Origin of the sequence: Pseudomonas sp. TMW22080, from assembly GCF_022496745.1 — a bacterium.
Taxonomy (GTDB): Bacteria; Pseudomonadota; Gammaproteobacteria; order Pseudomonadales; family Pseudomonadaceae; genus Aquipseudomonas; species Aquipseudomonas bubulae.
Genome location: NZ_SCFF01000004.1, coordinates 57,826 through 73,657 on the forward strand (window position 1 = coordinate 57,826; position 15,832 = coordinate 73,657).

15 protein-coding genes are annotated in these 15,832 nt (G+C 60.0%); 7 read left to right on the top strand and 8 right to left on the bottom strand.

The annotated features are described in order from the left end of the window. Nucleotides 1-101: 101 nt before the first annotated feature. The 6 genes from pqqA (at nt 102) to EQV96_RS14500 (ending at nt 5,208) form a co-directional block, all read left to right on the top strand. On the top strand, nt 102-176 hold the full coding sequence (pqqA, locus tag EQV96_RS14475) for a pyrroloquinoline quinone precursor peptide PqqA (RefSeq protein ID WP_003444522.1): 75 nt from the start codon (nt 102-104) through the stop codon (nt 174-176). An 82-nt stretch (nt 177-258) separates the two neighbouring features. Continuing rightward, nucleotides 259-1,170: a pyrroloquinoline quinone biosynthesis protein PqqB gene (gene pqqB / locus EQV96_RS14480; RefSeq protein WP_048361138.1), complete on the top strand. Its 912-nt coding sequence runs from the start codon at nt 259-261 to the stop codon at nt 1,168-1,170. A gap of 77 nt (nt 1,171-1,247) precedes the next feature. After that, a complete protein-coding gene (gene pqqC / locus EQV96_RS14485; protein ID WP_016782463.1) occupies nt 1,248-2,000 on the top strand; it encodes a pyrroloquinoline-quinone synthase PqqC in 753 nt (250 codons plus the stop codon). Further along, the gene (gene pqqD / locus EQV96_RS14490) at nt 1,997-2,272 is read left to right on the top strand and encodes a pyrroloquinoline quinone biosynthesis peptide chaperone PqqD (RefSeq protein ID WP_094999919.1); all 276 of its coding nucleotides are present in this window, start codon (nt 1,997-1,999) and stop codon (nt 2,270-2,272) included. Before pqqC ends, pqqD begins: the two co-directional genes overlap by 4 nt. After that, nucleotides 2,244-3,410 (top strand): pyrroloquinoline quinone biosynthesis protein PqqE, encoded by a 1,167-nt coding sequence (gene pqqE, locus EQV96_RS14495; RefSeq protein ID WP_095025310.1) that lies wholly within the window; start codon nt 2,244-2,246, stop codon nt 3,408-3,410. Before pqqD ends, pqqE begins: the two co-directional genes overlap by 29 nt. Beyond that, nucleotides 3,376-5,208 (top strand): S9 family peptidase, encoded by a 1,833-nt coding sequence (locus EQV96_RS14500; protein ID WP_130872138.1) that lies wholly within the window; start codon nt 3,376-3,378, stop codon nt 5,206-5,208. The genes pqqE and EQV96_RS14500 overlap by 35 nt, the downstream gene beginning before the upstream one ends. Before the next feature lie 17 nt (nt 5,209-5,225). On the opposite strand, the gene EQV96_RS14505 is transcribed toward EQV96_RS14500, so the two are convergent. Beyond that, complete coding sequence (locus EQV96_RS14505) at nt 5,226-5,384, bottom strand: YqaE/Pmp3 family membrane protein (RefSeq protein ID WP_004419451.1); 159 nt, start codon at nt 5,382-5,384, stop codon at nt 5,226-5,228. A gap of 186 nt (nt 5,385-5,570) precedes the next feature. Then, a complete protein-coding gene (locus EQV96_RS14510) occupies nt 5,571-6,854 on the bottom strand; it encodes an aminotransferase class III-fold pyridoxal phosphate-dependent enzyme (protein WP_095023266.1) in 1,284 nt (427 codons plus the stop codon). A gap of 217 nt (nt 6,855-7,071) precedes the next feature. On the opposite strand from EQV96_RS14510, the gene EQV96_RS14515 reads away from it, so the two are divergent. After that, nucleotides 7,072-7,971, top strand: a complete 900-nt coding sequence (locus EQV96_RS14515) for a LysR substrate-binding domain-containing protein (RefSeq protein ID WP_094999915.1) — start codon at nt 7,072-7,074, stop codon at nt 7,969-7,971. A gap of 343 nt (nt 7,972-8,314) precedes the next feature. Here the strand turns inward: EQV96_RS14515 and EQV96_RS14520 are convergent, their stop codons facing one another. The 6 genes from EQV96_RS14520 to bioF all read right to left on the bottom strand — a co-directional run bounded on the left by EQV96_RS14520 (nt 8,315) and on the right by bioF (nt 15,795). After that, nucleotides 8,315-10,093, bottom strand: a complete 1,779-nt coding sequence (locus tag EQV96_RS14520) for an acyl-CoA dehydrogenase C-terminal domain-containing protein (protein WP_094999914.1) — start codon at nt 10,091-10,093, stop codon at nt 8,315-8,317. Between the two features lie 253 nt (nt 10,094-10,346). Further along, the gene (locus tag EQV96_RS14525; RefSeq protein WP_094999913.1) at nt 10,347-12,152 is read right to left on the bottom strand and encodes a phenylacyl-CoA dehydrogenase; all 1,806 of its coding nucleotides are present in this window, start codon (nt 12,150-12,152) and stop codon (nt 10,347-10,349) included. Nucleotides 12,153-12,416: 264 nt separating this feature from the next. Then, nucleotides 12,417-13,097 (bottom strand): dethiobiotin synthase, encoded by a 681-nt coding sequence (gene bioD, locus EQV96_RS14530; protein ID WP_094999912.1) that lies wholly within the window; start codon nt 13,095-13,097, stop codon nt 12,417-12,419. Next, nucleotides 13,094-13,906: a malonyl-ACP O-methyltransferase BioC gene (bioC, locus tag EQV96_RS14535; protein ID WP_095019487.1), complete on the bottom strand. Its 813-nt coding sequence runs from the start codon at nt 13,904-13,906 to the stop codon at nt 13,094-13,096. Before bioC ends, bioD begins: the two co-directional genes overlap by 4 nt. Further along, nucleotides 13,899-14,630: an alpha/beta fold hydrolase gene (locus EQV96_RS14540; protein ID WP_130872140.1), complete on the bottom strand. Its 732-nt coding sequence runs from the start codon at nt 14,628-14,630 to the stop codon at nt 13,899-13,901. Before EQV96_RS14540 ends, bioC begins: the two co-directional genes overlap by 8 nt. Next, a complete protein-coding gene (gene bioF / locus EQV96_RS14545) occupies nt 14,623-15,795 on the bottom strand; it encodes an 8-amino-7-oxononanoate synthase (protein WP_095026652.1) in 1,173 nt (390 codons plus the stop codon). The genes EQV96_RS14540 and bioF overlap by 8 nt, the downstream gene beginning before the upstream one ends. Nucleotides 15,796-15,832: the final 37 nt, after the last annotated feature.

Consider the following 15,832-nt stretch of genomic DNA (forward strand, 5'->3'; position numbering starts at 1 on the left):
GTCAAATTTAGTAACATAGCCACCTAAGCTTTTGAACATCTCCTTCGGGAGCTGGACTAATCAAGAGACACTACTCACCCACCCGCTGAAGGAGTCATGTTATGGCTTGGACTAAACCTGCTTACACCGACCTGCGTATTGGCTTTGAAGTCACCATGTACTTCGCTAGCCGTTGATCTGCTTCTTCACTGAGCAGAGCAACCCAACGCCTCGGTTCGCCGGGGCGTTTTTATTTCCAGATTTGCAAGAGAACACGCCATGTTTGTCCAGATTCTAGGTTCCGCCGCTGGCGGTGGTTTCCCGCAGTGGAACTGCAACTGCGTCAACTGCGCGGGTTTTCGTGATGGTTCGTTAAACGCCAAGGCGCGTACCCAATCGTCGATTGCGATCTCCGACGACGGCGTGAACTGGGTGCTGTGCAACACCTCGCCCGACATTCGCGCGCAACTCCAGGACTTCGCCCCGATGCAACCGGGCCGTGCCCTGCGTGATACCGGGATCAGCGCCATTATTCTGATGGACAGCCAGATCGACCACACCACCGGCCTGCTGAGCCTGCGCGAAGGCTGCCCCCACGAAGTCTGGTGCACTGACATGGTCCACGAAGACCTGAGCACCGGTTTCCCGCTGTTCACCATGCTCAAGCACTGGAATGGTGGCCTGAACTGGAACCGCATCGAGCTGGAAGGTTCGTTCACCATCCCGGCCTGCCCCAACCTGCGTTTCAGCCCGCTGCCCCTGCGCAGTGCCGCGCCGCCGTATTCGCCGCATCGCTTCGACCCGCACCCGGGCGACAATATCGGCCTGATCGTTGAAGACCTGCGCACGGGCGGTAAATTGTTCTATGCCCCAGGCCTGGGCAAGGTTGACGCGCCGTTGCTGGAAATCATGGCGGGCAGTGACTGCCTGCTGGTGGATGGCACCATGTGGGACGACGACGAAATGCAGCGCCGCGGCGTAGGCACCCGTACCGGCCGGGAAATGGGCCATCTGGCGCAAAACGGCCCCGGTGGCATGCTCGAAGTGCTTGAGCAACTGCCCGAGCAGCGCAAAGTGCTTATCCACATCAACAACACCAACCCGATTCTCGACGAAGACTCCGCCGAGCGTGCCGAACTGGTACGCCGGGGGGTTGAAGTGGCCTTTGATGGCATGAGCATCGAATTGTAAAAGCTGAATCTGTAGCAGCTGCCGAACGCAGCCTTCGGCAGCTGCTACAAAGGCATCACATTTTTTGGAGGCACCAGATGACCCAAGCCCCACTCTCTACCGCCGAATTCGAGGCCGCCTTGCGGGCCAAAGGCGCGTATTACCACATCTACCACCCCTATCAGGTGGCAATGTACGAAGGCCGCGCGACTCGCGAGCAGATCCAGGGCTGGGTCGCCAACCGTTACTACTACCAGGTCAATATCCCGCTTAAGGATGCCGCGATCCTGGCCAACTGCCCTGACCGTGAAGTGCGCCGCGAGTGGATTCAACGCATGATCGACCACGACGGCGCGCCCGGTGAAGACGGCGGCATCGAAGCCTGGCTGCGCCTCGGTCAAGCGGTTGGCCTGGACCCGGATCAACTGCGCTCTCAAGAGCTGGTCCTGCCCGGCGTTCGTTTTGCCGTGGATGCCTACGTCAACTTCGCCCGCCGCGCTACATGGGAAGAAGCCGCCAGCAGCTCGCTGACCGAAATGTTTGCGCCGCAAATCCATCAGTCGCGCCTGGACAGCTGGCCCCAGCATTACCCGTGGATAGACCCCGCCGGCTACGAATACTTCCGCACCCGGTTGGGCCAGGCCCGACGCGACGTGGAGCACGGGCTGGCAATCACCCTGCAGCACTACACTACTTATGAAGGCCAGCAGCGCATGCTGGAAATCCTGCAGTTCAAACTCGATATCCTGTGGAGCATGCTCGATGCCATGACCATGGCCTACGAGCTGGACCGCCCGCCCTATCACAGCGTGACCAGCCAACGTGTCTGGCACAAAGGAATCACCCTATGAGCTTCGATCGCAGCAAAATCCCGACCTGGCGCACCGGCTATCGTTACCAGTACGAGCCCGCGCAAAAAGGCCATGTGTTGCTGTACCCCGAAGGCATGATCAAGCTCAATGACAGCGCGGCCCTGATCGGCGGCCTGATCGACGGCCAGCGCGACGTCGCGGCCATTATTGGCGAACTGGACAAACAGTTCCCCGGCGTACCCGAGCTCGGCGCAGATATCGAGCAATTTATGGAGGTCGCTCGTGCAGAGCACTGGATCGAACTTGCCTGACAGCCGTATCCCGCCCAAGCCTGAAGTCGGCCTGCCGCTGTGGCTGCTGGCTGAATTGACCTACCGCTGCCCGTTACAATGTCCGTATTGCTCCAACCCTCTGGACTTCGCCCAGCAGGGCAAAGAACTGAGCACCGAACAGTGGATCAAGGTGTTTCGCGAGGCGCGGGAGATGGGTGCAGCGCAACTGGGGTTCTCCGGTGGCGAGCCACTGGTGCGCCAGGATCTGGCCGAGTTGATTGGCGAAGCGCGCAAGCTGGGTTTCTATACCAACTTGATCACCTCGGGCATCGGCCTGACCGAGCAAAAGATCAGCGACTTCAAAAAAGCCGGGCTGGACCATATCCAGATCAGCTTCCAGGCCAGCGACGAGCAGGTCAACAACCTGCTGGCCGGCTCGAAAAAAGCCTTCGCGCAAAAGCTCGAAATGGCCAGGGCAGTCAAGGCCCACGGCTACCCGATGGTGCTGAACTTCGTCACCCATCGGCACAACATCGACAAAATCAACCGCATCATCGAGCTGTGCATCGCCCTTGAAGCCGACTTTGTTGAGCTGGCCACCTGTCAGTTCTACGGCTGGGCCCAGCTCAACCGTGTCGGCCTGCTGCCGACCAAGGAGCAACTGGTACGGGCTGAGCGCATCACCAACGAATACCGGGCCAAACTGGAAGCAGAGGGTCACCCCTGCAAGCTGATCTTCGTGACGCCGGACTATTACGAAGAACGCCCAAAAGCCTGCATGAACGGCTGGGGCAGCATCTTTTTGACCGTTACACCTGACGGCACGGCCCTGCCGTGTCATGGTGCCCGACAAATGCCGGTCGAGTTCCCCAATGTGCGTGACCACAGCATGCAGCACATCTGGTACGACTCGTTTGGCTTCAACCGTTTTCGCGGTTATGACTGGATGCCCGAGCCCTGCCGCTCGTGCGACGAGAAAGAAAAGGACTTCGGCGGCTGCCGTTGCCAGGCCTTTATGCTCACCGGGGACGCCAGCAATGCGGACCCGGTGTGCAGCAAATCGCCCCAACACAACCTGATTCTCAAGGCGCGCGAAGAAGCCGAGCACGCCACCCAGACCATCGAACAATTGGCCTTCCGAAATGAACGAAACTCACGTCTTATCGCCAAAAGCTGAGCCCTTCAGCGCCGCACTCGCCGTAGCCGCCGGGGTTGATTTCGCAGAATTGCGAGTCGGCCCGCAAGGCCTGTTCTGGAACGAATATCGTCCACAGGATGCGGCCTCGCGCATCTGGCACTGGCGCGATGGCCAGGCCCACTGCCTGACGCCCGCTGGTTTCAGCGCACGCAGCCGGGTCTATGAGTACGGCGGTGGCGGGTTTTGCCTGAGCGATAACGCCGTGGTGTTCGTCAACGAAACCGATCAGCAGCTGTATCTGCAACCTCTGGAAGGTAGCGCCCCGCAGGCACTGACCCAGGGTGAATGCCGCTACGGCGGCGTGCAGTTTGCCGGCGGGCAGGTGCTGGCAGTCGAAGAAACCGGCGACCAACACCGACTGGTCAGCATCGACCTGGGCACCCTTGAACGTCAGATCCTGGCTGAAGGTGCCGACTTCTACGGCGCACCGGCGCTGAGCCCTGACGGCCAGCGCCTGGCCTGGGTCGAATGGAGCCGCCCACACCAACCGTGGACCTCTACCCGTTTGATGCTGGCCGATGGCCAAACCGCCGGGCGCTGGAACACCGCGCAGTGCCTGGCCGGTGATCTTGATGAGGAATCGCTGCAACAGCCGCGTTTCGACGAACATAACCGGCTCCATTGCCTGACCGACCGCGCAGGTTTCTGGCAGCCCTGGGCCGAGTCTGGCGAAGGCCTGGTACCCGCGCCCAGCGCGCGCGCCGATCACGCCCCGGCCCCTTGGCAACTGGGCACCAGCACCTTTGTGCCGCTGGGAGAGCAGGCCTATCTGGCCAGTTGGACCGAGGACGGCTTCGGGCGACTGGGCATCCGCACAGCTGACGGCAACCTCGAAGACTTCACCGGTGACTACAGCCATTTTCGCAGCCTGGCATTGGATGAGGCATTTATCTACTGCATCGCAGCATCGCCGATACGCCCTTCAGCCGTGATCCGTATCTGCCGTGCCGAGCATAAGGTGGAGGTACTGGCAGGTGGCATTGCACCGCTGCCCCCCGAACGTATCAGCCGCCCGAGAACTCTGCGTTATCCCTCTGGAACGGGCCATGCCCACGGTTTTTTCTACCCGGCTATGAACGGCGAAAAAAAACCGCCCCTGCTGGTATTTATCCACGGCGGTCCGACTTCGGCCTGTTACCCGATGCTCGACCCGCGCATTCAATACTGGACCCAGCGCGGCTTTGCCGTGGCTGACCTCAACTATCGCGGCAGCACCGGCTATGGCCGTGAGTATCGTCAAGCCTTGCATTTGAATTGGGGCGTGGTGGATGTCGAAGATGCCTGCGCGGTGGTCAGTTATCTCACCGAACAAGATCTGATTGCTCCCCGCCGTGCGTTTATTCGTGGCGGCAGCGCGGGGGGTTACACCACCTTGTGCGCGCTGGCATTCCATAAAGTGTTCCGGGCGGGTGCCAGCCTGTACGGGGTCAGCGACCCGATTGCGCTGACGCGGTCCACCCACAAGTTTGAAGGTGACTACCTGGACTGGCTGATTGGCGATCCGGAGCGCGACGCTGAACGCTATGCAGCGCGCACTCCGTTGCTGTACGCCAACCAGATCAGCGTGCCGGTTATTTTCTTCCAGGGTGAGCTGGACGCTGTAGTGGTGCCGCAACAAACCCGCGACATGCTCCAGGCCCTGCAATACAACGGCATCCCGGCCCAGGCCCATTACTACCCGGACGAGCGCCACGGCTTTCGCAAGGCCAGTAACCAGGCCCATGCACTGGAACAGGAATGGTTGTTTTATAGCCAGGTGATGCAGGCCGATACATAACTGTAGTCGCTGCCTGTTTACCGCTTGGCGATAATCCACACCGCATGCACGATGCCCGGGATATAGCCGCACAGGGTCAGCAGAATATTCAGCCAGAACGCACCGGCAAAACCCACCTGCATAAACACACCCAGCGGTGGAAGCAGAATGGCAAAGATGATTTTAATAAGATCCATATGCGCAGCTCCCTGATAGTGGCGGGCCAGAAATGGCCCTGCTTCTAATCGACTCCAGGCGCAAGCCAAAGGTTCAGACTGAACTTATCCACAGACAAAAAAAAACGCCCCGTACCGAAGAAATCAGGCACGGGGCGATGCGTTATACCGCGAGACGGTTCTTTAAATTCTGTGTAACGGCTGCAATCAGACGGCAACCCCGCGACGGCACTGCAATTGCGCCGTTCGAACCCGGGAAAACGCCCGGGCCAGACGCAGCAGCATTTCATCGATATTGCCCTTGCTCACACACAGGGCCGGGGTAAAACGCAGGCAGTCGGGCTGCGGGGCGCTGATCAGCAAGCCCTCATACAACGCCGCCTTGACCACAGCGTCTGCCGAGTTATCCGACAAGGTCAGACCCCAAAGCAGACCCTGGCCGCGCAATTCGCCCTGTGCATAACTATTCGCCAACCGGCCCAAACCCTCGCGCAGGTGTTGCCCCGCGTCGCGAACCTGCTGCAGAAAGCCCTTGTCCAGCACGGTATCCAGCACCGCCAACCCCGCTGCGCTCATCAAGGCATTGCCATGATGGGTACCGCCCAGCTCGCCGGGCTCCAGGCAACAGGCCTTGCCCCGAGCCAGCAATGCGGCCACTGGTACACCGCCGCCCAGGCCCTTGCCTAACGTAATGATGTCGGCGCGAATGGCGTAATTCTGTTCTGCCAGCAAGGTGCCGCAACGCCCCACGCCGGTCTGCACTTCATCCAGGATCAGCAAAATGCCCAGCTCGCGACACAAGCGCTCAACACCCTTGAGGTAGTGCTCAGTCGCAGGAATCACCCCGGCTTCGCTTTGTACCGGCTCCAGCATGATGGCCACGGTCTGCGCATCGACTGCCGCATGCAGCGCCGGCAAATCGTTGAACGGCACATTGATAAAACCCGGCAACTGTGGCTCGAAGCGGTTATCCACAGATGCGCTGCCCGAAGCCGACATCGCGCCAAAGCTGCGACCGTGGCAGCTGCGGCTGGCCGTGATGATCCGATGGGCGCCACCGCGATGCAGCTGGCCCCATTTGCGTGCCAGCTTGATCGCACCTTCATTGGCCTCAGCGCCGGTGTTGAGCAAATGCACCTGATCACTACCGGTGCTTTCACACAAGCGCTGCGCCAGGTTCAACATCCCGCGGTTTAAAAAACCTGCACCCGGGTTTAGCAACGATTGCGCCTGCTCGGTCATTGCCTTGACCAGCACCGCCGGGCTGTGGCCCAGGCTGTTGGCCGCACTGCCCTGGGTAAAATCCAGATATGCACGGCTGTCGCTGTCCCACATCCATGAGCCCTGGCCGCGCACAAACACTTGGGCTTCACGCTCAACGCAGGGCATCAGGCAGTCTCGGGACGGGTGGTTGCCAGCTTTGGATGGCGCAGAGTGGGCGGCCATTTCTTCGAGGCTGGGGGAATGGCGACGCAGGTTAAACAGGTTCATGCACGCGGACCTTGTGACCATAAACAGATTCGATTTGCAACCGCCGACGCTTCATGGGAAAGGTAAACCTCTGCTCGGGTTTATTGTCCTGCCTATGTAAAACGCCGTTGCCTATCAGCATCTCTGGCTCGATGAGCCTTGTGGAATGGGCGTAGACTAGGCGCCGGCAGGCCGTTGAGCCATTTCGTTTTTTAAGCATTTTCGATAAGTATTACTTATGGATTTCAAGCAACTGCGTTATTTCGTCGCGGTCTATGAAGAAGGCCATGTGGGCCGTGCCGCCGAGCGGCTTTGCATCTCGCAGCCAGCCCTCTCCCAGCAGATCCGTCAGCTCGAACACAACCTTGATGTGAGCCTGTTCGAGCGCAGCAGCAAGCGCCTGCTGCCTACTTTGGCAGCACACACGCTGTACAACCACGCGCTGCCCTTGCTCGACGGATTGCAGCGAGCCAAAGAGGCTCTGCACAACTTTCAGGGCCAGGCCCTGCGCACCATTGCCATCGGTGTATTGCAAACTGTGCATACCAGCCTGGTGCCGCAGATGCTGGAGCGTGTACGTCAGGCCCAACCCCATTTGGTGGTACAGATCTACGAGCTCACGGGCATAGAGATCGAACGGCGCCTGCTGAATGGTTCACTCGACATTGGCATCAGTTACCTGCCGCCACGCCAGCCTGGGCTGCACGCCATGATGCTTTACGAAGACGAACTGCAACTGGTGATCCCGGCGGATCATCCGTTGCGCGAATTCAAGAAAGTGTCCTTGAGCCAGGCGGCAGAGCTGCCGATGTTGCTGCTGGGGGAAGAGTTTCAGGTGCGCCAGATCTGGCAAGCCCAGCTTGCCAATCTGGGCCGTCGCCCGCAGGTGCAGGCCGAGCTCAACACCATGGCGGGGATCCTCGACAGCCTGCCCCATAGCAAGCTGGCCACTGTCTTGCCAGGGCGCTCGCGTCATCAACACGACGACAAGGCGCTGCTGTGGAAGCCGCTGAGCGAGCCACGGGTACCGCTGCAAGTGGGGCTGGTGTGTCGCGATGTGCAACGCCAGCAAGCCACTTTGGGACTGCTGCGCACGTTGCTTGAAGATGTGATGCAGGGCGATGAAGGGGCGCTGTAGCTGGCCACCTTGTGGGAGCGGGCTTGCTCGCGATTCAGGCGACTCGGTGCTCCAGGAAGACCGTGGTGATGCGATCGCGAGCGAGCCCGCTCCCACAGGAACTGGGAAATCGAGAAAATTCTGACGCACAAAAAAGAAAACCCCGCCGAGGCGGGGTTTTGCAGACTGTTTCCCTGACATCCTTTTCACTCCGCCATCCTGGCAGAATCCTACGTGTCCGTGTTGTTGCTTTGAGCTTCCTGCTCTACGTCCATGGAAAGTAGATTACCCCTGGATCCAATCTGCCGATATGGGAGATTGTCAGCATGTAATGTAAGCAAATGCTTACAAAACACTAAACAGGTTAAAAGTGTGCTTCGTCCAGCAGGTAAAGCGACTCGCTACCCGCCTTGACCGACGCGCTCAGCGAGTGGATACGCGGCAGCAAACGGGCGAAATAGAAGCGTGCCGTGCCCAGCTTGCTGGCATAGAAGGCTTCATCGGCCTCTTTACCCAACGCGGCCCTGGCCATCAACGCCCACATGTACGCATACGTTGTGTAACCAAAAACCTGCAGGTACTCAACGGAGGCTGCGCCGATCTCGTTCGGGTTGTTTTGCGAACGGTCCAGTACCCAGGCTGTCAACTGGTCAAGTGTGTCCAAAGCCGCCGCCAGTGGCTGGGTAAACTCGTTCAGGTCGCTGTTGGCGGTGGCGATGAACTGACGGATTTCATCAGCAAACTGGCGGTAGTAAGCCCCGTGGTTGCCAACGATCTTGCGCCCCACCAGATCCAGCGCCTGGATACCGTTGGTGCCTTCGTAGATTTGCGTGATGCGCACATCACGCACCAACTGCTCCTGGCCCCACTCGCGAATATAGCCGTGGCCGCCGAACACCTGTTGGCCATGCACGGTGGTTTCCAGGCCCAGATCGGTCAGGAAGGCCTTGGCCACCGGGGTCAGCAAGGCCACCAGGCCATCGGCGCGCTCACGGGCTGCCGGGTCTTCACTGAACTTGGCGATATCCAGCTGGTTGGCAACATAAGTAGAGAAGGCCCGACCGCCTTCGTTCGAGGCCTTCATGGTCAGCAGCATGCGTCGGACGTCGGCGTGAACGATGATCGGGTCCGCCACTTTATCCTTGGCCACTGCGCCTGTTGCAGCGCGCCCCTGCAAGCGATCGCGGGCATATTCCACGGCGTTCTGATACGAACGCTCACCCGAAGCCAGGCCCTGGATGCCAACCCCCAGACGCTCATAGTTCATCATGGTGAACATGGCGGCCAAGCCACGGTTGGGCTCTCCCACCAGGTAGCCGACAGCTTCATCGAAGTTCATCACACAGGTGGCCGAAGCCTGAATACCCATCTTGTGCTCGATAGAGCCGCAGGTCACCGGGTTGCGCTCACCCAGGCTGCCATCAGCATTGACCATGAACTTGGGCACCAGAAACAGCGAGATGCCTTTAGGCCCCGCAGGCGCGTCCGGCAATTTGGCCAGTACCAGATGGATAATGTTTTCGGTCAGGTCGTGCTCACCACCGGTGATGAAAATCTTGGTGCCGCTGACTTTGTAGGAACCATCCACCTGAGGCTCGGCTTTTGTCCGAATAATCCCCAGATCAGTACCCGCATGGGGCTCGGTCAAACACATGGAACCCGCCCACACACCCGAGTACATATTCGGCAAATAGGTCGTTTTCAATGCTTCGCTGGCGTGCGCGTTGATCGACACACAGGCGCCGGCGGTCAACATCGGGTACAGGCCGAACGACAGGCTGGAGGAGTTGATCATCTCTTCGACCTGGGCCGACACAGCCTTGGGCATGCCCATGCCGCCGAACTGCGGGTCGCCGCCCACACCCACCCAACCGCCTTCGGCGTAGGTGCGATAGGCATCGACAAAACCGGCCGGGGTGGTCACTGCACCATTGTCCCAGTGGCAGCCTTCCTCATCACCACTGCGGCTCAGCGGCGCGATGCTTTTCGCGGTGACCTTACCCGCTTCTTCGAGAATGGCTTCAACCGTTTCAGCATCTACGGTCTCTGCCAACGCAGGCAATTGCGCCCAGAGCTTGGCGACCTCAAAGACTTCATTGAGGACGAAGCGCATATCGCGCAGGGGCGCTTTGTAGTCAGCCATGGCAAACCTCGTAATCTGTAAACGGCGATTATTAATGTAGGACCCAGTCTAGCTTAACGACGATAGCGATACATAGGGTCATGCTGTGACTAATGTATATGTTTTGGTCGAGAGCATATCTGATGTGGGAGCGAGCCTGCTCGCGAGGGCTTTCGCGAGCAGGCTCGCTCCCACAGAAAGTTAAGGCGCACCAAAACTAAAAAAGCCGCCTCCCCAAAAGGAGAAGCGGCTTTGCAAGATGACCCGCCGAGGCTTAGTAGCCCAGGTCGAAGTCTTCTTCTTTCATGTCCATCAGGTTGGCAGCGCCCGACAGCATGGTGGCAACGTGCGCGCGGGTACGCGGCAGGATGCGCTGGAAGTAGAAGCGGGCCGTTTGCAGCTTGGCTTTATAGAACGCTTCTTCGGACGTGCCGGCCGCCAGCTTTTCAGCTGCCAGGCGCGCCATGTCAGCCCAGAAGTAAGCCAGGCAGGCATAACCGGAGTACATCAGGTAGTCGACCGAGGCCGCACCCACTTCTTCACGGTCTTTCATCGCGGCCATACCGACCTTCATGGTCAGCTCGCCCCATTCCTTGTTCAGCGCAGCCAGTGGCGTGACGAACTCGTTGAGTACGTCGTTGCCTTCGTTGCTCTGGCAGAACTTGTGCACGATCTTGGTGAAGCCCTTGAGCGCCTCGCCCTGGGTCATCAGCACTTTACGGCCCAGCAGGTCGAGTGCCTGGATGCCGGTGGTGCCTTCGTACAGCATCGAAATGCGGCTGTCGCGAACGTTCTGCTCCATGCCCCACTCGGCGATAAAGCCGTGGCCGCCGTAGATTTGCACGCCGTGGTTGGCGGACTCAAAACCGACTTCAGTCATAAAGGCTTTGGCGATCGGTGTCATGAAGGCCAGCAGTGCGTCAGCTTTCTTCTTCTCTTCTTCATCAACGCCGTATTTGACGATGTCGACTTGCTTGGCGGTGAAGTACACCATCGCACGGTTGCCTTCGGCGAATGCCTTGGTGGTCAACAGCATGCGACGTACGTCCGGGTGAACGATGATCGGGTCAGCCGCCTTTTCAGGCGCCTTCGGGCCGGTCAACGAACGCATCTGCAGACGGTCACGAGCGTATTTCAGGCCGCCCTGGAAGGCGATTTCAGCGTGGGACAGGCCTTGCAGCGCGGTGCCCAGACGTGCGGTGTTCATAAAGGTGAACATGCAGTTCAGGCCTTTGTTCGGCGGGCCGATCAGGTAGCCGGTGGCGCCGTCGAAGTTCATCACGCAGGTGGCGTTACCGTGGATGCCCATTTTGTGCTCAAGCGAGCCACAGGACACGGCGTTGCGCTCACCGATGCTGCCATCGGCGTTGGCGTTGAACTTGGGCACGATAAACAGCGAAATGCCTTTGGTGCCAGCCGGTGCATCCGGCAGGCGAGCCAGCACGATGTGCACGATGTTATCGGCCATATCGTGTTCACCGGCCGAGATAAAGATCTTGGTGCCGGAAATCTTGTAGGAACCGTCAGCCTGAGGTTCAGCCTTGGTGCGCAGCAGGCCCAGGTCAGTACCGCAGTGCGATTCGGTCAGGCACATGGTGCCGGTCCATTCGCCGGTCACCAGCTTGGTCAGGTAGGTCTCTTGCTGCTCGGGGGTGCCGTGCTCGGAGATGGTGTTCATCGCACCATGGGACAGGCCAGGGTACATGCCCCACGACCAGTTGGCTGCACCGACCATTTCGCTCACGGCCAGGCCCAGCGATTCCGGCAGGCCTTGACCACCGTGCTCTACGTCGTGAGCCAGGCTCGGCCAGCCGCCTTCAACGAATTGTTTGTAGGCTTCTTTGAAGCCTGTAGGGGTTTTAACCCCGGTTTCGCTCCAGGTGCAGCCTTCGATGTCACCCACGCGGTTCAGAGGTGCCAGCACCTGCTCACAAAACTTGGCGCCTTCTTCAAGAATGGCGTCAACCATATCTGGAGTGGCGTCCTGGCAAGCCGGCAGGCTCTGATAGTGCGCTTCGTAACCGAGCAGTTCGTCACGAACGAAGCGAATATCACGCAAGGGGGCCTTGTAGTCAGGCATAGCGATAAACCTCTGCTGATGAAACCGGGGATGAACAACCGCGTGGATTTGTTATGGCGGTCAAACAGGTGTTTGAAACATACGTTTACGCCTATTTATTGTCAAGCAGCGCGAAGCCGCCGTTCGTCTTGGGTCGGATTTGTCTGATCAAGGGAGGGGATATTTTTGGGGTGGGCTTGCTCGCGATACAGCCGGTTCGGACAGTCAGGCAGACCGAGGCGAGGCCATCGCGAGCAAGCCCGCCCCACAGATTCAAGCGGTGTATCAGTCCAGCAAATCCAGTTGCAGGTATTCAGCCACGGACTGCGCCGACGCTGATTTGAGTTTAGGCACACGCCCAAGGCAAGGCGCGGGCAATCGCTCCGCCAGGGTGGCGAGGTTTTCTTCCAGGCGTGAGGTTTTCGGGCCAATGATATTGGCGACCCAGCCAGCCAGCTGCAGGCCATCACGGGCAATCGCCTCGGCGGTCAACAGTGCATGGCTGATACAGCCCAGACGCACGCCCACCACCAGGATTACCGGCAGGTCCAGCGCCTGTGCCAACTCCGACAAACTGTCCTGACCGGACAACGGCACGCGCCAGCCGCCGGCGCCTTCAATCAGGGTGAAGTCGGCCTTTTGACCCAGAATGTGCTGCATCGGCTCCAGCAGCGAGCGCACCGTCAGTACCACCCCGGCTTCACGCGCCGCAATATGCGGGGCGATGGCCGGCTCGAACGCCACCGGGTTGACCTCGTCATAACTCAACTTGATCGAGCTCTCGGCCATCAATGCCAGTGCGTCAGCATTGCGCAATCCCTGGGGAGTAACTTCACAACCCGAGGCAACCGGCTTGCCCGCGGCCGTACTCAGCCCGGCCGTGCGCGCGGCATACAGAAAACCTGCCGCCACCGTGGTTTTGCCTACATCTGTGTCCGTACCGGTGATGAAGTACGCTGGGCTCATCGCGCTTTCTCCAGAATGCCGTAGACCACCTGATAAGTCGCCGGTAACCCCAGCGGCTGACGAAACTGCTCGTAGGCGCCAACCAGCCCCTGAACCCGCGCCCTGCCGGTCAGCCCCTCAGGACGTCCCGGGTTGAGATTATGTGCACCGAGCGCTTTTAGCTCATGGGTCAGCTGGCGTACTTGCGGGTAGTGCAGCACATGCGGCTGATTCTGCAAGCCGAGCACCTGCAGACCGCTGTCGGCGCAAAGCTGCTGATAGGCCGTGAACTCACGAAAACGATTGACGTGAGCCTGGCCGTCGACTGCCCGCCAGCTATCACGCAGCTCATTCAAGGTGCCCACGCACAAACTGGTGAAGGCCAGGACCCCACCGGGTTTGAGCACACGCTGGGCCTCATTCAGCACCGCGCGAAAATCAGCACACCATTGCAGCGCCAGGCTGGAGAAAATCAGATCACAACTGTTTGCTTGCAGCGGCAGGCTTTCGGCATCGCCAGCGATAAAATGCTGTGCCCCGCCCAAAGGCCGGGCATACGCCAGCATGCCTTGGGCGATATCCAGTGCCACCCCCTGACTATGGGTAAAGCGCTGACCCAGCACGCGGCTGAAATAACCTGTGCCACTGCCCAGATCCAGCCAGCGCTGCGGGCTCAAATCCTGCGGTAAACGGGCCATCAGCTCATGGCCAACGTCACGCTGCAATTGGGCGACGCTGTCGTAACTGGCGGCCGCACGGGAAAACGAGACAGCCACTTGACGCTTGTTCGGCAAGCTGGCCGCAAGCATCGCAATACTCAAATCATTCATCGCCCGACTCGTGTAAAAAAGCCTGAATCGCCGCCGCCAGTTCGTGCGGGGCTTCCAGTAAAAATGCATGACAGGCCTGTTCAATCAGACCCACTTCGACATCGGGTAACAGCGCCAGCACATCACTTGCCGCCTGCTCCGGAACCAGCGCATCAAGCCCCGCGAACAGGTGCAATTGCGGCCCGTTGAAACGCTGCAAGGCTGCCCGCGTATCCAGCCTGCCGAGCAATTCAAGGCCGGCCGACAAGGCATCGGGCTGAGCATTGGGTGCGCCGGCCAGCAGCAGGCTGGCAAGCGCCCGCGGCTCCTCCGAGCCCTGGCTGCACAGCAGGCAAAAACGTTTGAGCGTGGTATTCGGCGCATCACCAAAACCGCTCAGGAACGGCTCGAACGTGGAGACAGGCATGGCGCCTGGCCAATCCGCGCGACTGACAAAGCTCGGGTTGCTGGCCAAGGTAACCAGCCCGCAGCAGCGATCGCCGCGACGCGCAGCCAGCTCGCTGGCAAGCATCCCGCCCAGCGACCATCCACCCAGCCAGACGTTGTCGGGCAGGGTCGCGTCGAGTTCATCGAGCCAGTCGTCAAGAGCGGTGGACAGCAGCACCGGTAACGGTTCGATTTCGACCCGCAAGTGCTCGTCCAGCCCGCGCAAGGCCTCGGCCAGAGGCTCCAGAGGTGAAACCCCCAGGCCCCAGCCCGGCAGCAGAATCAAACGATCACGCATGAGCAGGCTCCAACGTACGCCAACAGTCGTCGAGTGCCGTTAACAATAGCTGTACCTGTGCTTCTGTGTGGGCGGCCGACAGTGTCACGCGCAAACGGGCGCTGCCTGCGGGGACAGTGGGCGGGCGGATTGCAGTCACCAGCAAGCCGCGCTCGCGCAGCCTCTGCGACAGGCGAAGGGCTTGGCCACTGTCACCGATCATGATCGGCTGGATCGGCGTAAAGCTGTCCATCAACTGCAGGCCAATTTGCTCGGCACCAAGGCGAAACTGAGCAATCAACTTGTTCAGATGCTCACGGCGCCAATGCTCGGTGCGCAGTAGCTCAAGGCTTTTGAGCGTCGCACAGGCCAGCGCCGGAGGCTGGCTGGTGGTGTAGATGTAAGGTCGGGCGAACTGGATCAGGCTTTCGATCAGTTCTTCGCTGCCCGCGACAAATGCACCGCTGGTGCCAAATGCCTTGCCCAGCGTTCCGACCAGTACCGGCACATCGTCAGCACTCAGGCCAAAATGTTCGGCAATCCCGCCGCCATTGGCGCCCAATGGACCAAAACCGTGGGCATCGTCTACCATCAACCAGGCACCCTTGGCCCTGGTTTCACGGGCCAGAGCGGGGAGGTCGGCCAGATCGCCGTCCATGCTGAATACGCCATCGGTGACCACCAGCGTACTGCCGCTGGCTTTTTCCAGACGCTTGGCAAGGCTACTTGCATCGTTATGCAGGTAGCGGTTGAAGCGCGCCCCGCTCAACAAACCGGCATCCAGCAGGGAGGCATGGTTGAGGCGGTCTTCCAGCACCGTATCGCCTTGCCCGACCAACGCGGTGACGGCTCCCATGTTGGCCATGTATCCGTTACTGAACAGCAGCGCACGCGGGCGACCGGTGAACTCGGCCAGGGCCTCCTCCAGTGCGTGGTGCGGGGTGCTGTGACCGATGACCAGATGCGACGCACCGCCGCCTACGCCCCAGCGCGATGCTCCCGCTTGCCAGGCTTCAATCACTTGCGGGTGACTGGCCAGGCCCAGGTAGTCGTTATTGCAGAAGGCGAGCAGAGGCTTGCCATCGACCACCACCTGCGGCCCTTGCGGGCTTTCTAGCAGCGGGCGCTGGCGATACAGGTTATCGGCGCGGCGTGCGGCCAGCCGGGAGCGTAGATCGAATGACATGCTGACTATAATCCCTTGTAGCCGCTGGCGCAGGCTG